Genomic DNA, 19,999 nt, shown 5'->3' with positions numbered 1-19,999 from the left:
TTAACGAAAGATGGTCGAACGAATGGGCACATGGCCAATTGGCAGCGCGGAAGCATTGCAAAATACTGGATTGCCAGATAAATCCACTGCCACGGCGGCCATCGCGTCTCAGCGTCCCAGCCCTGCCAGCATGGCCTCGGCACTGGCCAGCTGTTTCTGACGATTCAGGTTATCGAGACTCTGCGGGGTCACCAGACGCAGCGCCTGGGTGGGGCACACCTCGACGCAGGCCGGGCCCGCCTCCCGGTGGTTGCAGAGATCGCACTTGAGAGCGCGGGCCTTGGTCTGCGGCCGCTTGAACAGCGCATCGGCGGCCGGGGCCACCTCCTGCACCACCACCGCCATGGCGCCGTACGGGCAGGCCACCGCACAGGATTTGCAGCCGATGCAGCGCGCCTGATAGACCTTGACATAACCATCCTCGGTGACGATGGCGTTGTTCGGGCAGGCCTTGGCGCAGGGCTTGTCCTCGCACTGGCGGCAGAGCACCGGGGTGGTCACCTTGCTGCCGACGATGACTTTCAGGCGGGGTTGAAAATAGCTGTCCCTGGAGACCAGGTGCCCATCCTCGATGGCCAGGTGCAGGCCGCTCTCCCGCTCCAGGGTGCCACTGCAGGACCCAGACTGGTGTGACACGGCGCAGGCCACCTCACAGGTACGACACCCAATGCAGAGACCGGGATCGGCAATCACGAAGCTGTTCATAAAAGAGGGATCCTAAATGGTTCGATACCGCCGGCCGGATCCCCCAGGACCCGGCCGGTCATCCCACTAGGCATTAATCAGACCAAGTCAGGCCAATCCCGCGATAAAATCCACAACCAACTGAAAATAAAGGATTAACACCATCATGCCTGGCCCCTTGCCCAGCCCCATGATGCTGACGAGCGGGAAACAAGACTGTGATCGACACGACAAAAGTGACGAGCTCGACACCCAGAGCCCCCCTTCTCCATCGGATGGGCTGACCGCTCGCCGACCTGGGGGTGACAAGTTCATGGCATGGCGGCAAGAGGGATAAAAACAGCCTGGGCAGGCACTGGGAGGGACAAGACGCTGACCAGAGCGTTTAGTTTTACTATCCACTGACTCAGAGTCGTAAAGAAAAACAGAACAAAAAAAACAGCCTTGATGGACCCAGCGATTGAGCAGAAACAACGTCTAGGCAGGCTAGGCCTCTATTTTTTTGGAACGTCGCTTTTGGCTCGGCTTATCCATCAAAGGCTCAGTCTCGTATCGCTGTGACGATTAAGGTGTCATTCGCCCGAAGGCAGGCTTGCTTAAAGCAGGCTATATGGGGTCTAGCCTGCTTGAGATGAGGATGATTACTGCTTGACTGCGAGCAGTACGGCGGAGGCTTTCACCAGCGCCAATACCCGAGCGCCGGCAACGAGTGCCATCTCTTCGCTGGCGTCGTTGGTGATGACCGAGGTCAGCTCAAAGCCGGCGTCCGTCTTCACCTGCACGGTGCTGTTGACCGCCCCCGGTTGCACCGCGCTGACGGTGCCCGGATATTGGTTGCGGGCGGAGAAGCGCAGCCCGCACTCTTCCGAGGCCAGCATGACCCAGGGGGCTTTTATCAAGGCGATCACCTCTTTGCCGACATTGAGCATTGAGCCCCAGCGCCTTCTGGCTGCTCGCCGTCACCACAGCCACCAGACTGGCGCCCCCCGCAAGGCTGATTTCCACTTCATCGTTCACCGCCCCTGAGTTCACCGCAGAGACTTTTCCTTGTAACTGATTTCGGGCTGATACGGCCATACAACACTCCTGTTTTGCTGGATTGGGGCACTCATCATGGTCGTCTCTGACGGCATATTCAACCGGCGCTGCCGAGCGCCGCCATCACCACGGCGCAGCCCGGCTGTCTGTTTTTATCCCCTGTCGAGCGTCTCGTCACAAGTGACGAACGTCACACTTCGACACGGGTCCATGCTTCTCACCCTGCTGTGATAGACAATGAAATCACCATAAAAAACATAACCTTACTTTCATTTTACGCTGCAACCCCAAGCTGGCCCGCATTTTGCCAACCACCCCCTACTTTCTCCGTTCGCGACACGACAAGGTAGGCTATGAACCGCTTCGTTATCGCTGATCCCAAACTTTGTATCGGTTGTGGCACCTGTATGGCCGCCTGTTCCACCGTCCACAAGGCCAAGGGTTTGCAACAGGCCCCCCGATTAACCGTCATGCGACACGAGCAGGCCACCATGCCGGTTCAGTGTCGTCACTGTGACGATGCCCCCTGCATCAAGGTCTGTCCGGTCGAGGCCATCGCCCAGACCGGCGATGCGGTGCAACTCAACGAATCCCTCTGCATCGGTTGCAACCTCTGCGCCGTGGCCTGCCCGTTCGGCGCCATCCAGAGCGGCGGCAGCCGTCCGCTCGCCATGGCCAACAGCTATGACACCTATATTCCCTGCTCCATCCGCTCCAGCAACCCGGCCACCTCGGCGGGGCTGAGCTGCTTTGGGGAAGACTTGCTGAGCTGGGAGCCCGGCGTGCGATCCATTGCGGTCAAATGCGATCTCTGTGCGTTTCGCGAGGATGGCCCGGCCTGCATCGAGGCCTGCCCCTCCCAGGCCCTGAGCCTGGTCAACGACAGTGTCAGTGCCAAACAGGCCCAGACTCGTCGCCTGCAAGCGGTAGCGGCTCACCCCGAGCTGGCCTCCTCCTTTGCCACCGCGGCCCTGGCCGCCGACACCCGACAGGGAGAACGCTGATGTTGCCTTCATGGATCACGGGCATGTTGATGCTCTTTGCGCTGGGCGCCGCGGCGGGCTTCCTGCTGCAAAAACAGGGGGGGCTCGCCAATCGCCTCAATAGCGGTTTCGCCCTGCTGGGGTCGCTCGCCGGTGTGGTGGTCGCCGTGCAAGCCCTCACCGCCGGCGAGACGATAGACGGCCAGCTCTGGCTGCTGGGCTCGGTACACCTCGGCTCTTTTTATCTGGACACGCTGGCCGCCCTGATGCTGCTGGCTGTCACCCTGGTGGGTACCGCGGTCTCCCTCTACTCCTTTGCCTATATCAAGGAGTACGAGGGCAAGGGGGATGTCACCATCGGCGTGCTGATGAACCTCTTCCTGCTCGCCATGACCGGCATGGTGCTGGCCGACAACGCGCTCGGCTTTTTGCTCTGCTATGAGCTGGTGACGCTCACCAGCTACTGGCTGGTCAAGACCAACCCGGCCGCCGCCAGGCAGAGCCGGCTCTACCTCGTGATGAACCACATCGGCATGGTGCTGGTGCTCGCCGCCTTCTGGCTGCTCTGCCAACGTAGCGGCAGCCTGGAGTTCAGCGTCCTGCGCGAGCATCACCTGGCCGGTCCCCTCGCCTCTTTGGTGTTCCTGCTCAGCTTCTGCGGCTTTGGCCTGCGCGCCGGTTTCGTGCCCCTGCACGGCTGGCTGCCGGTGGCCGAACCGGTTGCCCCCTCCCACATCTCGGCGCTGATGTCCGGGGTCATGGTGAAGCTCGGTCTATTCGGTATTCTGCGGGTCGGCATCGATTTTCTCGGTGCCAGCCAGCTCTGGTGGGGCTACATGGTGCTGATCTTCGGCGCCTGCTCGGCGGTGCTCGGGGTGCTGTTTGCGCTCGCCGAACACGATCTCAAGCGATTGCTCGCCTACCACACGGTGGAGAACATCGGCATCATCCTGATGGGGATGGGCATCGGCATGATTGGTCTTGCGGGCCAGCAACCGACCCTGGTGGTGCTGGGGCTGCTCGGGGCGCTCTATCACCTGCTCAATCACGCCATCTTCAAGAGCCTGCTGTTCATGGGTACGGGTTCGGTGATGTTCCGCCTGCACACCCGCGACATGGACAAGATGGGGGGGCTGGCCAAGCTGATGCCCTGGACGGCGCTGGCGTTTCTCATCGGCGCCATGGCCATCTCGGCGCTGCCGCCGCTGAATGGCTTCGTGAGCGAGTGGTTCATCTATCAGTCCCTGATCACCATGACCAGGCTCGGCACCTCCATCGTCGCCCCCCTCGCCGTGGTGATGCTGGCGGTGACTGGCGCCATGGCGGTGATGTGCTTCGTCAAGGTGTACGGCATCTGCTTTAGCGGCGCACCGCGCAGCGAAAAAGCGAGCCAAGCCCGGGAAGTGCCGGGTGCCATGGTAGCGGGTACCCTGCTGCTGGCCGCCGTCTGTCTGGTGCTGGGTCTCGGCGCCCCCTGGATTGCCCCCCTGGTCAACGGCTACGGCCAGGCCCTCGTCGCCGCTCACCTGGCAAGTTCAGTGACCAGCACGGTGGCAACCGGCGCGACCCTGATCCCGCTCGATAGCAGCCAGGCGATCCTCTCCCCGCCGGTCATTGCCATCACCCTGTTCGGCCTCTTCCTCATCCCGCTGCTGATACTGGCCCTGTTCAAGGGACCCAAGCCGGGTCGCCGTCACGCCGGCACTCCCTGGGCCTGTGGCTACGCCTACGAGGAGCGCATGAGCCTCACCTCGGGGGGCGTCACCCACACCTTGCGCCGCCTCTGTGCACCGCTCTATCGCAAGCAGCCGAGCCTGGATCTCGCCAGCGCCCTGACCGGGGTGAGCGAGGCCCCGTCCCGCACGAGCCTGGTGCTGCACGCCCTGGTACTGGTGCTCTTTATCCTGATGGCTGTAGGAGTCTGATCATGGCTGTTCTTGAAATGCCGAGCTGGGGCATGGTGGCCCTCGCCCTCACCCAGGCCCTCGCCATGTTGGCCCTGGCCCCCCTCGCCACCGGTTTCAACCGCGTGCTGCGGGCCAGGATGCACTCGCGCCAGGGGCCGGGTCTGCTGCAGGATTACCGGGATATCGCCAAGCTCCTGCGTCGCCAGGAGGTGACCCCGGAGCCCGCTGGCATCATCTTCAACCTGACGCCCTCCCTGCTCATCGCGGCACTGCTGCTGGTGGCCATGGCACTGCCGACCCTGACCCGGGAGTCCCCCTTCCCCATCGCCGGGGATCTCATCACCGATATCTATCTGTTCGCCATCTTCCGCTTCTTCTTCTCCCTCTCCGGGCTCGACAGCGGCAGCATGTTTGCCGGGATGGGCGCCCGCCGCGAGCTGACCCTCGGCATCCTGGTCGAACCCATACTGGTGCTCTCCTGCTTCGTCATGGTGATGATGGTGGGCAGCTCGGATCTCGGCAACATCAGCACCTATGTGGCGACCCAGCCCCTGGCCGCGCCCATCGCCACCCTGCTGGCGGGGGCCGCCTGCGCCTTCGCGGTCTTCGTGGAGATGGGCAAGCTGCCCTTTGACTGCGCCGAGGCCGAACAGGAGCTGCAAGAGGGGCCGCTGACCGAATACTCGGGAGCCGGGCTAGCCCTGTTCAAGCTCGGCATCGGCCTCAAGCAACTGGTGGTGGTACAGCTCTTCCTCGCGATCTTCCTCCCCTTTGGCAAGGCGGCCGGCGACAGCCTGCCCGCCCTGGCGATGGCCGCGCTCATCCTGCTGTGCAAGCTGGTCATCGTCTTCACCCTCGCCGGCATCATCGAAAACGCCATGGCCCGCACCCAGTTCGTGCGCACCCACAGGCTGACCCGCTATGGCTTAGGGATAGCCCTCCTGGCCCTGCTCGCCTACCTGGTCGGAGTCTGAATCATGGCCGCCTTCCTCCCTTTTTCCGCTTTTAACGAGACAACAGCATGACCATCGCCATCTCAGATCGCATCGGCCGCGACTACATCCAGCAGTTGCGACAGCAACTGCCCCACGCCATCACCGACGAACAGTGGCAGACCGCCGATCAGGCCACCCTCACCGTCAAACCCACGGATCTGGTGGCCCTCACCAGCATCTTGTTCCACAAACTCGGCGGCTGGCTGTCGGTCTCCTTTGCCAATGACGAGCGCAGCCTGAACGGCCACTTCGCGGTCTATCACGTCTTCTCCATGGAGGCCGAGACCAAGAGCTGGATCACCGTCAAGGTACTGGTCAACGCCATCGAGCAGGAGTACCCCTCCATCACCCCCACCATACCGGCGGCGGTCTGGGGGGAGCGGGAGATCCGCGACATGTACGGCCTGCGCGCCGTCGGCCTGCCGGACGAGCGCCGACTGGTGCTGCCGGACGACTGGCCCGACGACATTCACCCCCTGCGCAAGGACGCCATGGACTACCGCCAGCGCCCCATGCCCAGCACGGAGACCGAGACCTACCCCTTCGTCAACGAGCTCGGCAGCGATGCCAATCGCATCGTGCCGGTGGGGCCGCTGCACATCACCTCGGACGAGCCGGGCCACTTTCGGCTGTTCGTCGATGGTGAGGACATCATCGACGCCGACTACCGCCTCTTCTATGTCCACCGCGGCATGGAGAAGCTGGCGGAGACCCGCATGGGCTACAACGAGGTGGCGTTTCTGACGGATCGGGTGTGCGGCATCTGCGGCTTCACCCACAGCGTCGCCTACACCACCTCGGTGGAGAACGCCATGGGCATCCCGGTGCCGGAGCGGGCCAAGATGATCCGCGCCATGCTGCTGGAGGTCGAGCGCCTGCACAGCCATATCCTCAATATCGGGCTCTCCAGCCACTTCACCGGTTTCGATACCGGCTTCATGCAGTTCTTCCGGGTGCGGGAAAAATCCATGACCCTGGCCGAGCTGCTCACCGGCGCCCGCAAGACCTATGGTCTCAACCTCATCGGTGGGGTGCGCCGGGACATCTTCAAGGAAGATCGCATCAAGGGCGCCCAGCTGGTGCGCGAACTCCGTGATGAGCTCAAACCCCTGGTGGCCATGCTGCTCGACACCGCCAACATCTCCTCCCGTCTGGTGGGGGTGGGCAAGCTGGACCCGCAAGTGGCGCGAGATTTCAGCTGCGTCGGCCCCATGGTGCGGGCGAGCGGCTTCAAGCGCGACGTGCGCCGGGTCCACGACTTCGCCACCTACCGGGAACTCCCCATGGAGATCCAGAGCCTCGCCGGTTGCGACGTGCAATCCCGGGTGCTGGTACGCATCCACGAGCTCTACGACTCCCTGGACATGATTGAGTTCGGCCTCAACCACCTGCCGGAAGGCCCGCTGCTCACCGAAGGCTTCACCTACCAGCCGGGCAAGTTTGCCCTCGGCTTCACCGAGGCCCCCCGGGGGGAGAACGTGCACTGGAGCATGACCGGCGACAACCAGAAGCTGTTCCGCTGGCGCTGCCGGGCCGCCACCTACGCCAACTGGCCGGCCCTGCGCTACATGCTGCGGGGCAACACGGTGGCGGATGCCCCCCTCATCATCGGCAGCCTGGATCCCTGCTACTCCTGCACCGACCGGGTCACCCTGGTCGACCCCAAGAAGGGCAAGTCCACCGTGGTCTCCTACAAGGAGATCGAACGCTACGGTATCGACCGCAAGCACTCTCCGCTCAAATAAGAGGTCACCATGATCAAGCTGTTCAAGACCATCCTCAAGGCGGGCACCCCGGTGGCGAAATACCCCTTCGCCCCCTTCGAGGTGAACCGGGACTTTCGCGGCAAGCCCGAATACCAAGCGGATCAGTGCATCGCCTGCGCCGCCTGCACCAAGGCCTGCCCGGCCAACGCCCTCATCATGGAAGTGGACATGGAGAGTGGCGAGCGACGCTGGGAGCTCTCCATGGCGCGCTGCATCTTCTGCGGCCGTTGCGAAGAGGTGTGCCCGACCCACGCCATCACCCTCTCCCCGAATTTCGAGCTGGCGGTGACCAACAAGGCCGATCTCTATGAGGAGGCCCGCTTCCCCCTGGCCCCCTGCGAGCTGTGCGGCACCTTCTTCGCCCCCGCCAGACTCGTCGCCCTGGTGGAAGATACCCTCGCACAAGCGGCCAAGCCGCTGGCCTACCCACAGCGGTTGCACCACTGCCCCGAGTGCAAACGCAAACAGAGCATGCTGCATCAACCGATCCGGCCGGATGCCCAACAGGAGTGGATGAAATGAGCCAAATCAAAGGCATAGAACCGGTCGTCGGCGATGCCCATAGCCGGGCCGTGCCGCTCGCGCAGGATCCCGAGCTCGCGCGTCTCAAGAAAACACTGCTCAACGACATTCGCCGCTCGGCCTATGTCTACCGGGTGGACTGCGGCGGCTGCAACGCCTGTGAAATCGAGATCTTCGCCACCATCACCCCTGTGTTCGATGCCGAGCGTTTCGGCATCAAGGTGGTCGCCTCCCCCCGTCACGCCGATATTTTGCTGTTCACCGGCGCCGTGACCCGGGCCATGCGGGTACCCGCCCTGCGCGCCTATGAAGCCGCCCCGGATCCCAAGATCTGCATCGCCTACGGCGCCTGCGGCTGCGACGGCGGCATCTTCCACGATCTCTACTGCGTCTGGGGCGGTACCGACAAGATAGTGCCGGTGGATGTCTATATCCCCGGCTGCCCCCCCACCCCGGCGGCGACCATCTACGGCTTCGCGGTGGCGCTGGGTCTGCTCGAGCAGAAACTGAAAGCCACCAGCCACGAGGTCAAACCGGGCGAACGGGTGGAGCTGCGCCACACCGGCATCCCGAGCGAGATCCGGGTGATGATAGAGCGGGAGGCGCGCCGCATGGCGGGCTACCGTCAGGGGCAGATCATCGCCGATGAGTTCATGGCGCTGCTCGAAGGCGCGACCCAGCAAGACGTGGACCTGCGCATCCAGGGCTATCTGCAACAGCACGACGACCCGCGCCTCTCCGAGATCGTCAACAACCTGGCGAGTGCCTGCCTCAACCGGGGTACGGGCAAGAGAGAGGCCGCCCATGGCTGACCAGGTCTTCTTCTATCGCCTCTCCCGCAAGTTCGTGGACGAACAGTTCGACGTGCCCGAGGAGGCGAAAGAGGTGATGTACTACAGCCTCGCCATCGGCCACCACCTCGGGGTCGTCGACTGCCTGCACGCCGATCTCGTCTGCCCTCTGGCGGGCTATCGGGACTGGGTAGGGAAACTGCCGGCGGGCAGCGAGGCAAGGCGCAAGATGGAGGGGTTTCTCACCTTTGGCGAGATCACCGTCTATCGCGATCACTGCCACATGCTGGCCTGCGCCTTCGACCGGTTGCGCAAGGCCGAAGGGCTGCTCGACGAGCAGGAGCTGGGCTGGACCGACACCTTCATGGATCAGCTCACCGCCCTCTATAACGATCCCCATATGTACCTGATGGTAAGGAGCCGCTGATGGGCTGCAATCTCGTGTTGACCGTGGGCAATGCCATGATGGGGGACGACGGTGCCGGCCCTTATCTGGCGGAAAAGTTGCAGGCAAGCCCCCTGGCCGGTTGGGAAATCATCGACGGCGGCATCGCGCCGGAGAACATGGTGCATCGGGTGCGGGCGCTGCAACCGGATCGCATCGTACTGGTGGACGCCGCCGAGATAGGCGAGAAGGCGGGTACCCTCAAGGTGATCCCCCCCGACACCATTGCCGACATGTTCATCTTTTCGACCCACAACATGCCGCTCAATTTCCTCATCGATGAGCTGAAGACCTTCGTCCCCGAGGTGATCTTCGTCGGGGTGCAGCCGGCCATCGTCGCGTTCTCCTTCCCCATGACCGAGATGGTGAGCGGCGCCATGGATTATCTTCACCAGCATCTGGACACGGCCCAGGATACGGCGCAATTAATAAAACGCTTTGCCCAATGGAATATTCAAAATAGCGAGAAATAAAGCCCGGCGCACTATCAAAAACAATTCTCACTTCATTTCACCCCAGCCCGTTGCGACAATAAAAACTTCGGGCTAACTGCGCCATGTTTGATATAAAACAACGCTTGTGGAGATACATGTAAAAATGGCCGAATAACGGGATTTCATGACCAAAAAAGCGTTGCCAGTCACAAAAAAGTGCCACAAAATGGCGACCTCAGTGGAAGTTGATGGGGTCTGGTGGCCCTCCCGGTCTTCAAAACCGACGTGAGCCGAGAAGGCTTTGGCAGGTTCGATTCCTGCCTCTTCCGCCACTTTTTATATATTGGATGAATAGACGACACACCGCTTGCCAATATAATCCGACGAATACTCCTCTTAACCTGATTCAATTATCCAGACTGGATGTTTATTGATTTTGGGTAAGAAGCGTCATCGCGGAAATAACCGACTCCTTCGGTCAAGTTATCGGTCAACCGGTGTGCCTTCGTCAGCACAATCCGGGTAACTCCATGCCGAACCAGCCTCAGGCGCCAGCCACCGACCATCAATGCACGCCCTCCCAGCCGCAGGCTAACTGTCGCCTGCCCCAGGTGGAGCAGTTGCTGCAACAAGCCTTTCTCGCCCCCTATATCGCCTCCTTGAGTCGTCCCCTGGTGACCCAGGCGGTGCGCGATACCTTAAGCGACCTGCGCCAGAGCGAGGGCTTTCGCACGACGGGCATGGACCCGGCCAGCCTGGAGGCGCAGATAGTCGCCCGCTGCCAGCGCCTGGTGCGCCAGCGCCAGACCCGGATCATCAACGCCACCGGCACCCTGGTGCACACCAATCTGGGGCGCTCGCCGCTCAATGCCCAGCTGTGGGACGAGGTGCGTGAACTCAACACCGGTTACAACAACCTGGAACTGGATCTTGCCACCGGCAAGCGCGGTGGGCGCAAGGGGCTGATCCCCCCCCTGCTCGCCAGCCTGACCCAGGCCGAAGATTCCCTGGTGGTGAACAACAACGCCGCCTCCCTCTTCCTGCTGCTGCAAGAGATGGCCAAGGGGCGCGAGGTGATCGTGTCGCGGGGCGAGCAGATCCAGATCGGCGGTGGCTTTCGCATCCCGGACATACTCGCCCTCTCCGGCGCTACCTTGGTCGAGGTGGGTACCACCAATATCACCACGGCGAAAGATTACCTCGATGCCATCACGGATCAGACGGCCCTGGTGCTGATGGTGCACAGATCGAACTTCGCCATTCGCGGTTTCACCGAATCCCCCGACATCGGCGAGGTGGCCCGCGCCCTGCCGGATCACATCGTGCTGGCGGTGGATCAGGGCTCCGGCCTCACCACCGAAACCTTCGCACCGGACGAGACCTCGGTGCGCCAGTACCTCAAGGCGGGGGCGGATCTGGTCTGCTACTCCGGCGACAAGCTGCTGGGAGGCCCCCAGTGCGGCATCATCGGCGGCCGAGCCGATCTCATCAAGCGGCTGGAAAAACACCCCATGATGCGCACCTTCCGCCCGAGCCGCATCGTCTACTCCCTGCTCGAGCGCTTGCTCATCCACAAACTCAACAAGTCTCCGACTGGCGAAGGGATCGCCCAGCGCACCCTCTCGGCCCCGGCCGCCATGCAGGAGCGGGCCGAGCGACTGATGCGCGCCCTGCCCGGTTGCTTCGTGCAGGTACAGGCCCAACTGGTGGTGGGGGGCGGCACCTTGCCGGACGAGTTCTACCCCGCCCCGGCGCTGGCCTGCCTCGACCCTCGCCCCGCCCAGCAGTTGCTCGACGCCCTGCGGGCATTGCCGGTGCCGGTGATCGCCACCGTGCGCCAGCAGCAAGTGCTGCTCAACATGGCCTCCTTGCTGGAAGAGGATATGGAGGTGCTTATTTCGCAGTTGAAAACGCTGATAAATGCCGTTCAATGCAATGAAAACACCACAGAATCGTCCCAGGCAGGCCATCCCCTGAGCATCTCGAACGAGGCACGCTGATCCCATGAGCTCCTATCGCGCCGTCATCGGCCTCGCCGGCCACGTGGATCATGGCAAGACCCTGCTGATCCAGGCCCTCACCGGCATCATCACCGCCCGCGCCCACGAGCAGGCCATCGGCATGACCCAGGATCTCGGCTTCGCCCACTTCGACGACGGGTTGGGCAATACCATAGGGGTCATCGACGTGCCCGGCCACGAGCGTTATGTGCGCAACATGGTGGCGGGACTCTGGAGCCTGGATCTGGTGCTCTTGGTGATTGCCGCCGACGAAGGCTGGATGCCCATGACCGGCGATCACCTGCGCCTGCTCAAGGCCATGGGGGTGCCGCGCCTGCTGGTGTGCATCAACAAGTGCGATCTGGTGAGTCCGGCTGAATTGGCCCAACTGGAAGAGCAGTTGCTGGAGCGGGTGATGGACGAGAGCGGCATGGTGCCGGACATCGTCTGCGTCAGCGCTAAAACGGGCGAGAACATAGGCGCGCTGCACGCCGCCATCGTCCGCCAACTGGCGGATGTGGCAGCAGTGCAAACCGCCCGCGAACAGCAGCCCCCCCGCCTCTATGTGGACAGGGTCTTCACCGCCAGCGGCACCGGCACCGTGCTCACCGGCACCCTGCAGCAGGGGTGCCTGCGAGTGGGGGACAAGCTGCGTCTCTACCCGGCTGGCCGTGAGGTACAGGTGCGCTCCCTGCAGGCCTATCACCGACAGGTCGACGAGATTGGCGCCGTCTGCCGGGTGGCGGTGGGGCTTAAAAAAGTCCCCCACAAGGAGGTGGCTCGCGGCCACTGCCTCACCAGCGCCAGCGGGCACTGCCTGGGTGGCGAGGATGGCCCCGCCGCCGCGACCCAGCTCATCGTGCGACTCGAGGAGGATGCACGGTCGGTGAGGGAGCGGCGCAACCGGGAGGTGGAAGTGGCCCTCGGCAGCTGGCATGGCCGCGCCCAGCTGGTCTATCTTCGCGCCGCCGAGGCCGATGACCAGCCCGAGCTGGCGCGCCTTCGTTTTGCCAGCCCCCTTCCCTGCTTCTTCGGCCAGCCCCTTGCCATCATCCGCCACGGCAGCAGCGAACTGCTGCATGGCGCCCGCATACTCTGGTGCGGCGACGTTCACCCGGCCAGGCGCAAGGCGCTGCACCATCTGCTGCGAGCCCTGCCCTGGGATCTCGCGGGCCACAGCCCCGCCCGCTTGCAACTGGCGCTCAGCGGGCATGCCCTCGCCAGCGCGTTCGATGCCCTGCCCCCGGATGCCGAGCCCCTGAGGGAGTGGGTCGTCAACCCGGGCTGGCTTGCAGACACCCTCACCGCCGTGGAAAACGCCCTCGATACCGAGCCCATGAGCGCCGCCGAGCTGGCCAACCGGTTGCAGGTAGCCCTGGCCCTGATCGGCTTGCTGCTGCAGCGGCTCAAGGGAGCGCAGCGTATTCGCCTGCACCACGACAAGTGGCAACGGGGCGACGGCGAATCGGAGGATGATCTCGGGGAAGAGGCGCTGCTGGTGCTCAAACTGGTGCGAGATCAAGGCAAGGAGGGCTATGAGCCCGGTAAACTGGGCCCCGGCGGCGTGGCCATAGACCCCGTGCTCAAGCTTCGCCTGCCACAGGGTTTGCAACAAAAGGGCGCACTGCCAAAGCAGTTGCGCAATCTGGCGAGACTCAAGTACCTGGTACAGCTGGAAGGCCCCATCTACTACGATGCCGCGCTCTATCAACAGATGGTTCAGGCCGTGCTGGCAGGCCAGCAGGTGGGGGATCTGATCGACATGGGATCACTGAAAGAGAGAGTCGGGCTGTCGCGCAAATACGCCATCCCGTTCTGCCTTCGCATGGAGATGGATGGCTGGCTCAGGCGGGAAGAGAACGACCGGCGGGTGCTGCGCCTGCCCGCGAACGCGCCGCAATCTGGCGAGGCGCAGCCATGAGTCAGCAGCCAGACACGTCCCGCCTGCGCCGCGAGTTTCACCTCGACGGCATCGTGCAGGGGGTGGGGTTTCGCCCCTTCGTCTATGGTTTGGCCCTGCGCCACGGCCTCACCGGCTATGTGCTCAACGACGCCAACGGCGTCACCATCGGGGCCGAGGGTGCCCCCCAAGCGCTGGCCGCCTTTGCCCACGCACTCAAGACCCAGGCGCCCACCCTCAGCCGCATCGACCGTTTCAGCGAACAGCCTCTCCCGCTGGATGACGCCCCCGACTTCGATGGTGCCTTTCATATCCGGGCCAGCGAGCAGCAAAGCGCCGCCACCGTCGCCATCTCGCCGGATCAGGGAATGTGCGAGGCCTGCGCCCGGGACATCGCCAACCCGGCGGATCGCCACCATCGTTACCCCTTCACCAATTGCACCCACTGCGGCCCGCGCTACACCATCATCCGACGCCTCCCCTACGACAGGCCCCACACCGCCATGGCGAATTTCGCCATGTGCCCGCACTGCGCTCGCGCCTATGAGGATCCGCTGGACAGGCGCTATCACGCCCAGCCGGTGAGCTGCCCCGCCTGTGGCCCGCACCTCACCTGGCGTGCAGGCAGCGGGGATGTTCTGGCCGAGCGAGAGGATGCCCTGCAAGCGGCCGCCCGGGCCCTGCAGGCCGGTCAGCTTGTCGCGGTCAAGGGGATGGGAGGCTATCACCTGATGTGCGATGCCCGAAACGAGCAGGCTGTGGCACGGCTGCGCCGACTCAAACGCCGCGAGCGCAAGCCGCTGGCGGTGATGATGGGTACCCTCGACGAGGCCAGGTTGCACGTGGATGGCGGCGCAGAAGAGTGGGCACTGCTCAGCTCCCAGCCCCGTCCCATCACCTTGCTTTGCAAGAAACCAGCGGGTGAGCAGCCAGCCAGGGCGGTGCCACTGGCCGAGGGCATCGCCCCCGGCATCCCCTATCTCGGCGTCATGCTGCCCTACACCCCCCTGCACCAGTTGCTGCTGGAGGCCTGCGCCATCCCGCTGGTGGCCACCAGCGCCAACGGTCGCGGCAGCCCCATTCTCATCGCGGGCGAGGCGGTGGTTGCCGAGCTAGGCCCCCAGATAGACGGCATCCTGGATCACGATCGCCCCATCCTGCACCCCTGCGACGACAGCCTGGTGCAGTGGGCGGGGGGACGGCAGCAGACCCTGCGGCTGGCCCGCGGTTACGCCCCCAGCACCCCCAGCCTGAAGGAGGCGGTACAGCAATCCGTGCTGGCGGTGGGGGCCCAGCAGAAGAATCAGCTGGCGCTCGCCTTCGGTCGCCAGCGGATCTACAGCCCCTATATCGGGGATCTGCACAGCCTGCCGATGCAGCAGCACTTCGAGCAGACCCTGGAGACTTTCCGTGGCCTCTACGATCTCAAGCCCAGTACCCTGGTATCGGACCGCCACCCCGGTTATCTCAGCCATCGGTGGGCCAAAGACTATTGCGCGGCAGAGGGGGCGACTCACCTCGAGGTGCAACACCACCACGCCCATTTGCTAGGGGTGATGGCGGAGCACGATATGACAGGCCCTGTGCTGGGCTTTGCCTTCGACGGCACCGGCCTGGGTGACGATGGCACCCTCTGGGGGGGCGAGCTGCTGCTCGCCGACGTGCGAGGGTTTGAGCGCCTCGCCCACCTCAAGCCATTTCGGCTGATCGGCGGCGAGGCCGCCATCCGCGAGCCGGTGCGCCAGCTGCTCGGCCTGCTGTTCGAATCCCTATCGCCCGATGAGATAGTCGCCCTCGACATTCCGGCGATCAATCAACTGCCCGCAAAACAGATAGGCAATCTGCACCAGCTCTGGCGCCTGGGCCGCAATGCCCCCCATACCAGCTCCATGGGCCGGCTGTTCGATGCCGTGGCCGCCCTCTTGGGGCTCATCGACACCCCGGATTACGAAGGGGAAGCCGGGCTCTTGCTGGAGGCGGCGGCCCTGCGCCTCGCGCCGGATGCCGAGCCCTGGCCCCTGCATTTTGCAATCACCGAACAGGCCGGCGGCCCCTTGCTGATCGACTGGACGCCGCTCATTGCCGGGTTGCTCGGGCAGCGCGGCCAGGTAGATCCCGCTCGCCTCGCCGCCGGCTTTATCCACGCCATCGCTGAGCTTGTCACCGCCCTGGCCGCACGCTTCCCCGGCTATCCGGTGGCGCTGGGGGGCGGCGTCTTCCAGAATCGCGTGCTGATGGACTGGCTCATCCCCCGCCTCGACGCGGCCGGACGCAAGGCACTGACCAGCCAGACCCTGCCCCTCAACGACGGCGGCATCGCCGCCGGCCAGCTCTGGTTTGCCATCCATCACCTTGCGCAAGGGCCCAGCGCCCTGCCCGCCGTGCCGGAGTCTTGAATCCATGCCCTTTCCTGCCCCCGGCGACAAACGCCAGCCTTGGCTTGCCCCCTCTCATCTTGCAGCACAGAAGGGTGCTGCCGTGTCGGAGTCCTGAATCCATGCCCTTTCCTGTCCCCGGCGACAAACGCCTGCCTTGGCTTGCCCCCTCTCATCTTGCAGCGCAAAACGGTGCTGCCGTGTCGGAGTCCTGATATGTGCCTTTCCATTCCCTCCCAGGTGGTGCAACTGCACCCCGAAGATAACTGCGTCACCGTCGACACCCTGGGGGTGCAGCGGCGGGTCAGCTGCATGCTGCTCGAGGAGCCGCTGGCGCTCGGGGACTATGTGCTGCTCCACATCGGTTTCGTGATGAGCAAGATTGACGAAGACGAAGCCCAGGCGAGCCTCGAGAGCTTCCGCCAGATGGTGGCCCTGATGCCAAAGCAGGACATACTGCCATGCTGAGCCTGAACGATCTGTTCCAGGGTTTTCGTGAGCCCCAGGTGATCCGCGCCCTCGCGGCCCAGATCACCGAGCTTGCAAAGGATTTGCCCGAACCCCTGAGGGTGATGGAGGTCTGCGGCGGCCACACCCACACCATCATGAAGTACGGCCTGCCCCAGCTGCTGCCCGAGTGCATCGAATTCGTCCACGGCCCCGGCTGCCCGGTCTGCGTGATGCCGAAAGAACGCATCGATCAGGCCATGGAGCTGGCCGCCCAGCCGGGCGTCATCCTGGTGACGCTCGGTGACATGATCCGGGTACCGGGCTCCAAGGGCTCCTTGGCCCAGCAGCGGGCCAAAGGCAGCGATATCCGCCCCGTCTATGACCCCCTCGATGCCCTGCGTATCGCAAAGGAGAACCCGGACAATACCGTGGTCTTCTTCGCCATCGGCTTCGAGACCTCCACCCCCATGACGGCGGCGCTCTTGGCCGCCGCCGAGACAGCCGGGGTAAACAACCTGCTGTTTCATATCAACCATGTGCTGGTGCCCCCCGCCATCCACGCCGTCATGGCCGACGGGGTCGCCAAGGTCAACGCCTTCATCGGCCCCTCCCACGTCAGCGTCATCACCGGCGCCGATATCTATCTGCCGATCGTCGAGCGCTACCAGGTGCCCGTGGTGGTGAGCGGCTTCGAGCCGGTGGACGTGATGGAGGCGATCTTGATGATGGTGCGCCAGAAGGTGGAGGGGCGCTGCGCCCTCGAGGTGCAATACAGCCGCGCCGTCACCGCCCACGGCAACCGCGCCGCCCAGCACCTGGTCGAACACTATTTCGAGACCCGGAAGCACTTTCGCTGGCGTGGGCTCGGGGACATCAACGCCTCCGCCCTGCGCCTGCGGGACGCCTTCGCCGCGCGGGATGCGGAGCGTCATTTCTCCCTCAACCAGACTCCCATCGACGATCACAAGGCGTGCCAGTGCGCCGACATCCTGCGCGGGCTCGCCAAGCCGCACCAGTGCAAGGTCTTTGGCCGGGGCTGCACCCCGACCCAGCCCATGGGCAGCTGCATGGTGAGCTCGGAGGGGGCCTGCAACGCCTACTACCGCTATATGGGGAGCCAGTCAGCATGAGAGAAATTCAACTTAGCCACGGCGGCGGCGGCGTGGAGATGAACCAGCTGATCAACCAGCTGTTCTTCCGCCATTTCGGCAACGAGATCCTGCTGCGCGGCGAAGACGCCGCCCTGCTGCCGGTCAGCGGCCCCGTCGCCTTCACCACCGACAGCTTCACCGTCTCCCCGCTCTTTTTCGCCGGTGGCGACATCGGCAAGCTGGCCATCGCCGGCACGGTGAACGATCTCGCCATGATGGGGGCCAAACCTGAATACCTGAGCGCCAGCTTCATCATCGAGGAGGGCTTCCCTTACGCCGATCTCGCCCGCATCGTCGAGTCCATGGCGTTGGAGCTCACCAAGAGTGGCGCCCGCATCGTCTGCGGCGACACCAAGGTGGTGCCAAAAGGCGCAGCCGACAAGATCTTCATCAACACCAGCGGGGTCGGCAGCTTCCCCCGCCCCGAGCAGAGCCGGGGCATCTCGGTACGAAATATCCAGGCCGGGGATGCCATCCTGGTGTCGCGGGATATCGGCAGCCACGGCGCCTGCATCCTGATGGCCCGCGATGCCCTGCAGCTTGGCTCCTCACTTCAGAGCGACTGCACCACCCTCTGGCCCCAGGTTGAGGCCCTGCTTGCGGCAGACATTCGCCCCCACGCCCTGCGCGATGCCACCCGAGGGGGCCTCGCCGCCGTGCTCAACGAATGGAGCAGCGCATCCGGCGTTGCCATCGAGCTGGAGGAGTCCGCCATCCCGGTGTGCGACCCGGTGCGTGGCCTGTGCGAACTGTACGGCTTCGAGCCCCATGATCTCGCCAACGAGGGCACCATGGTGCTGGCCCTGCCCGCGGCGCAGGCCGATGCGGCCCTGGCGCTGCTGCGAACATTCAACCCTTCCGCCAGCCAGATAGGCCAGGTCAGGGAGAGCGCCCAGCACAAGGTGATCCTGAACAACCCCTGGGGCAGTCGCCGCTATCTGGAGCTGCCACAGGGGGAACTGCTCCCCCGGATCTGCTGAGCCATGGCCCATCACCATAAGGAGTGCTGAACATGCACGAGATGTCTCTGGCCATGGCGGCCATCGATCTGGCGGCCGAGCAGGCCACCCAGCGGGGCTTTAGCAAGGTCACCGCCCTCTGGCTCGAGGTCGGCAGCTTCTCCTGCGTCGACCCGGACACCATCGCCTTCTGTTTCGAAGCGGCCGCCAAGGGCACCCCCGTCGAAGGGGCCCGCCTCCATTTTCAACACCAGGCCGCCGAGGGCTGGTGCTATGACTGCAGTCAGACGGTCGTGCTCACCGAGCGTGGCCAACCCTGCCCCCATTGCGGCGGCTACAAATTACGAGTCGCGCAGGGAGACAACCTGCGCATCACCGACATCGAGGTAAGTTGATATGTGCAGCGTATGCGGATGCGGCCAGGCGCGCATTGCCGGCCAGGAGCCAGACAGTCATCATCACGAGCATGAACAGGGTAACGAGCATCATCATGCTCACCCCCACGTCCATCATCATGACCACCCCCATCACCATGGGCACGACCATCATCATGAACACCCCCACGAACACCCGGGGCACGCGCATGACGAGGGACATGGTCAGCAGGAAGCCCGCACCCTGATCATCCATCACCACTATCGCCATCAGGGGGACGTGCACCACCACTACCACGGCGTCCGTGCCGAGTTCGCCGCCCCCCGGCCATCCGGCAGCGGGTCGGCTCATGACCATCACCACGGGCATCATGATCACAACCACCACCACGCAGATGAGCACGCTCACTCCCATGAGCATGAGCAGGGTGATCTGCACTACGGCCGCGGGGAAGCGGGGCTGTCGGTGCCGGGCATGGGTCAGCGCCAGCTGATCGCCATCGAGATGGATGTGCTGGCCAAGAACAATGCCCTTGCCGCCCACAACCGGGAACATTTCGAAGCCGCCAACCAGTTGGTACTGAACCTGGTGTCGAGCCCGGGCTCGGGCAAGACCACCCTGCTGTGCGAGACCCTGAGCCTGCTTTCTGGCAAACGTCACTGCGCCGTCATCGAGGGGGATCAGCAGACAAGCAGCGATGCGGATCGCATCCGTGCCACCGGGGTACCCGCCGTGCAGATCAACACCGGCAAGGGCTGCCACCTGGACGCCAGGATGGTGCACGACGCCTGCCACCAGCTGCCCGTGAGCGAAGGGGGCATCCTCTTTATCGAGAACGTGGGCAACCTGGTCTGCCCCGCCAGCTTCGATCTCGGCGAGAAGTACAAGGTCGCCATCCTCTCGGTTACCGAGGGGGAAGAGAAGCCCCTGAAATACCCGGACATGTTCGCCGCCGCCCAGCTGATGATCATCAACAAGACCGACCTGCTGCCCTATGTCAGTTTCGATCTCGCGCGCTGCATCGAGAACGCCAAACGGGTCAACCCCTATATCCAGGTGATCCAGCTGAGCGCCACCACGGGGGAAGGGATGGACGCCTGGCTAGGCTGGCTGGCCAGCGCCTGAGTCCCCGCCGGGAGGACCTGCGATGACGGCATGCCCCTCGCAGATAACCGATAAGAAGACGGATAACCGATAAAAAAAGAGGGAGGCTGATGCCTCCCT

At 63.9% G+C, this 19,999-nt stretch carries 19 protein-coding genes, 1 tRNA gene and 1 pseudogene; 17 read left to right on the top strand and 4 right to left on the bottom strand.

The window, feature by feature from the left end; translation table 11 throughout:
- Nucleotides 1-108: 108 nt before the first annotated feature.
- The 3 genes and pseudogenes from VZC39_RS08400 to VZC39_RS08390 form a co-directional block, all read right to left on the bottom strand.
- Nucleotides 109-705, bottom strand: a complete 597-nt coding sequence (locus tag VZC39_RS08400; protein WP_434667485.1) for a 4Fe-4S dicluster domain-containing protein — start codon at nt 703-705, stop codon at nt 109-111.
- Between the two features lie 620 nt (nt 706-1,325).
- Nucleotides 1,326-1,613 carry a TOBE domain-containing protein gene (locus tag VZC39_RS08395; RefSeq protein ID WP_434667482.1) on the bottom strand — a complete coding sequence of 96 codons (288 nt, stop codon included), beginning with the start codon at nt 1,611-1,613 and terminating at the stop codon, nt 1,326-1,328.
- A 61-nt stretch (nt 1,614-1,674) separates the two neighbouring features.
- A pseudogene (locus tag VZC39_RS08390) lies at nt 1,675-1,761 on the bottom strand (hypothetical protein); the annotation flags it as partial.
- 314 nt (nt 1,762-2,075) lie between these two features.
- Between VZC39_RS08390 and VZC39_RS08385 the strand changes: the two are divergent.
- The 16 genes from VZC39_RS08385 to hypA all read left to right on the top strand — a co-directional run bounded on the left by VZC39_RS08385 (nt 2,076) and on the right by hypA (nt 18,795).
- Nucleotides 2,076-2,726: a 4Fe-4S dicluster domain-containing protein gene (locus VZC39_RS08385; RefSeq protein WP_434667479.1), complete on the top strand. Its 651-nt coding sequence runs from the start codon at nt 2,076-2,078 to the stop codon at nt 2,724-2,726.
- Between the two features lie 23 nt (nt 2,727-2,749).
- Nucleotides 2,750-4,630: a hydrogenase 4 subunit B gene (hyfB, locus tag VZC39_RS08380; RefSeq protein ID WP_434667476.1), complete on the top strand. Its 1,881-nt coding sequence runs from the start codon at nt 2,750-2,752 to the stop codon at nt 4,628-4,630.
- A 2-nt stretch (nt 4,631-4,632) separates the two neighbouring features.
- Nucleotides 4,633-5,586, top strand: a complete 954-nt coding sequence (locus VZC39_RS08375) for a respiratory chain complex I subunit 1 family protein (protein WP_434667473.1) — start codon at nt 4,633-4,635, stop codon at nt 5,584-5,586.
- Nucleotides 5,587-5,633: 47 nt separating this feature from the next.
- On the top strand, nt 5,634-7,352 hold the full coding sequence (locus VZC39_RS08370) for an NADH-quinone oxidoreductase subunit C (protein ID WP_434667470.1): 1,719 nt from the start codon (nt 5,634-5,636) through the stop codon (nt 7,350-7,352).
- A gap of 9 nt (nt 7,353-7,361) precedes the next feature.
- Complete coding sequence (locus tag VZC39_RS08365) at nt 7,362-7,895, top strand: formate hydrogenlyase complex iron-sulfur subunit (RefSeq protein WP_434667467.1); 534 nt, start codon at nt 7,362-7,364, stop codon at nt 7,893-7,895.
- Nucleotides 7,892-8,707: an NADH-quinone oxidoreductase subunit B family protein gene (locus VZC39_RS08360; protein ID WP_434667464.1), complete on the top strand. Its 816-nt coding sequence runs from the start codon at nt 7,892-7,894 to the stop codon at nt 8,705-8,707. Before VZC39_RS08365 ends, VZC39_RS08360 begins: the two co-directional genes overlap by 4 nt.
- Nucleotides 8,700-9,113 carry a formate hydrogenlyase maturation HycH family protein gene (locus VZC39_RS08355; RefSeq protein WP_434667461.1) on the top strand — a complete coding sequence of 138 codons (414 nt, stop codon included), beginning with the start codon at nt 8,700-8,702 and terminating at the stop codon, nt 9,111-9,113. Before VZC39_RS08360 ends, VZC39_RS08355 begins: the two co-directional genes overlap by 8 nt.
- Complete coding sequence (gene hycI, locus VZC39_RS08350) at nt 9,113-9,604, top strand: hydrogenase maturation peptidase HycI (protein WP_434667458.1); 492 nt, start codon at nt 9,113-9,115, stop codon at nt 9,602-9,604. Before VZC39_RS08355 ends, hycI begins: the two co-directional genes overlap by 1 nt.
- 201 nt (nt 9,605-9,805) lie before the next feature.
- Nucleotides 9,806-9,897, top strand: a tRNA-Sec gene (locus VZC39_RS08345).
- Between the two features lie 198 nt (nt 9,898-10,095).
- Complete coding sequence (gene selA / locus VZC39_RS08340; RefSeq protein WP_434667455.1) at nt 10,096-11,565, top strand: L-seryl-tRNA(Sec) selenium transferase; 1,470 nt, start codon at nt 10,096-10,098, stop codon at nt 11,563-11,565.
- A gap of 4 nt (nt 11,566-11,569) precedes the next feature.
- A complete protein-coding gene (locus tag VZC39_RS08335; RefSeq protein WP_434667452.1) occupies nt 11,570-13,486 on the top strand; it encodes a SelB domain-containing protein in 1,917 nt (638 codons plus the stop codon).
- Complete coding sequence (gene hypF / locus VZC39_RS08330; RefSeq protein ID WP_349921929.1) at nt 13,483-15,861, top strand: carbamoyltransferase HypF; 2,379 nt, start codon at nt 13,483-13,485, stop codon at nt 15,859-15,861. Before VZC39_RS08335 ends, hypF begins: the two co-directional genes overlap by 4 nt.
- A 195-nt stretch (nt 15,862-16,056) precedes the next feature.
- Nucleotides 16,057-16,308 carry a HypC/HybG/HupF family hydrogenase formation chaperone gene (locus tag VZC39_RS08325; RefSeq protein WP_434667448.1) on the top strand — a complete coding sequence of 84 codons (252 nt, stop codon included), beginning with the start codon at nt 16,057-16,059 and terminating at the stop codon, nt 16,306-16,308.
- Entirely contained in the window at nt 16,302-17,420 is a 1,119-nt protein-coding gene (gene hypD / locus VZC39_RS08320; protein ID WP_434667445.1) for a hydrogenase formation protein HypD, read from the top strand. The genes VZC39_RS08325 and hypD overlap by 7 nt, the downstream gene beginning before the upstream one ends.
- The gene (hypE, locus tag VZC39_RS08315) at nt 17,417-18,421 is read left to right on the top strand and encodes a hydrogenase expression/formation protein HypE (protein ID WP_434667442.1); all 1,005 of its coding nucleotides are present in this window, start codon (nt 17,417-17,419) and stop codon (nt 18,419-18,421) included. Before hypD ends, hypE begins: the two co-directional genes overlap by 4 nt.
- 32 nt (nt 18,422-18,453) lie before the next feature.
- Entirely contained in the window at nt 18,454-18,795 is a 342-nt protein-coding gene (gene hypA / locus VZC39_RS08310; RefSeq protein ID WP_434667439.1) for a hydrogenase maturation nickel metallochaperone HypA, read from the top strand.
- Here the strand turns inward: hypA and VZC39_RS08305 are convergent.
- Nucleotides 18,773-19,213: a hypothetical protein gene (locus tag VZC39_RS08305; protein ID WP_434667436.1), complete on the bottom strand. Its 441-nt coding sequence runs from the start codon at nt 19,211-19,213 to the stop codon at nt 18,773-18,775. The two genes, hypA and VZC39_RS08305, sit on opposite strands and share 23 nt — an antisense overlap.
- Here VZC39_RS08305 and hypB point away from each other — a divergent pair.
- The gene (gene hypB, locus VZC39_RS08300) at nt 19,208-19,900 is read left to right on the top strand and encodes a hydrogenase nickel incorporation protein HypB (RefSeq protein ID WP_434668424.1); all 693 of its coding nucleotides are present in this window, start codon (nt 19,208-19,210) and stop codon (nt 19,898-19,900) included. The two genes, VZC39_RS08305 and hypB, sit on opposite strands and share 6 nt — an antisense overlap.
- Nucleotides 19,901-19,999 lie beyond the last annotated feature (99 nt).

The organism is Aeromonas sp. NJAU223 (assembly GCF_051125555.1).
In the GTDB taxonomy this organism is placed as follows: Bacteria; Pseudomonadota; Gammaproteobacteria; order Enterobacterales; family Aeromonadaceae; genus Aeromonas; species Aeromonas veronii_G.
The sequence above is the reverse complement of the archived record's forward strand: the minus strand, read 5'-3'. Positions and strand labels throughout refer to the sequence as shown.

Excerpts from the sequence above, each read along its gene's own strand:
- VZC39_RS08365 (WP_434667467.1), top strand. The coding sequence starts at position 7,362 with ATGATCAAGCTGTTCAAGACCATCCTCAAGGCGGGCACCCCGGTGGCG.
- VZC39_RS08355 (WP_434667461.1), top strand. The coding sequence starts at position 8,700 with ATGGCTGACCAGGTCTTCTTCTATCGCCTCTCCCGCAAGTTCGTGGAC.
- hypE (WP_434667442.1), top strand. The coding sequence starts at position 17,417 with ATGAGAGAAATTCAACTTAGCCACGGCGGCGGCGGCGTGGAGATGAAC.
- VZC39_RS08370 (WP_434667470.1), top strand. The coding sequence starts at position 5,634 with ATGACCATCGCCATCTCAGATCGCATCGGCCGCGACTACATCCAGCAG.
- selA (WP_434667455.1), top strand. The coding sequence starts at position 10,096 with ATGCCGAACCAGCCTCAGGCGCCAGCCACCGACCATCAATGCACGCCC.
- VZC39_RS08375 (WP_434667473.1), top strand. The coding sequence starts at position 4,633 with ATGGCTGTTCTTGAAATGCCGAGCTGGGGCATGGTGGCCCTCGCCCTC.
- VZC39_RS08325 (WP_434667448.1), top strand. The coding sequence starts at position 16,057 with ATGTGCCTTTCCATTCCCTCCCAGGTGGTGCAACTGCACCCCGAAGAT.
- hypA (WP_434667439.1), top strand. The coding sequence starts at position 18,454 with ATGCACGAGATGTCTCTGGCCATGGCGGCCATCGATCTGGCGGCCGAG.
- hycI (WP_434667458.1), top strand. The coding sequence starts at position 9,113 with ATGGGCTGCAATCTCGTGTTGACCGTGGGCAATGCCATGATGGGGGAC.
- VZC39_RS08360 (WP_434667464.1), top strand. The coding sequence starts at position 7,892 with ATGAGCCAAATCAAAGGCATAGAACCGGTCGTCGGCGATGCCCATAGC.
- VZC39_RS08400 (WP_434667485.1), bottom strand. The coding sequence starts at position 705 with ATGAACAGCTTCGTGATTGCCGATCCCGGTCTCTGCATTGGGTGTCGT.
- hypF (WP_349921929.1), top strand. The coding sequence starts at position 13,483 with ATGAGTCAGCAGCCAGACACGTCCCGCCTGCGCCGCGAGTTTCACCTC.
- VZC39_RS08335 (WP_434667452.1), top strand. The coding sequence starts at position 11,570 with ATGAGCTCCTATCGCGCCGTCATCGGCCTCGCCGGCCACGTGGATCAT.
- hypD (WP_434667445.1), top strand. The coding sequence starts at position 16,302 with ATGCTGAGCCTGAACGATCTGTTCCAGGGTTTTCGTGAGCCCCAGGTG.
- VZC39_RS08395 (WP_434667482.1), bottom strand. The coding sequence starts at position 1,613 with ATGCTCAATGTCGGCAAAGAGGTGATCGCCTTGATAAAAGCCCCCTGG.
- hyfB (WP_434667476.1), top strand. The coding sequence starts at position 2,750 with ATGTTGATGCTCTTTGCGCTGGGCGCCGCGGCGGGCTTCCTGCTGCAA.
- VZC39_RS08385 (WP_434667479.1), top strand. The coding sequence starts at position 2,076 with ATGAACCGCTTCGTTATCGCTGATCCCAAACTTTGTATCGGTTGTGGC.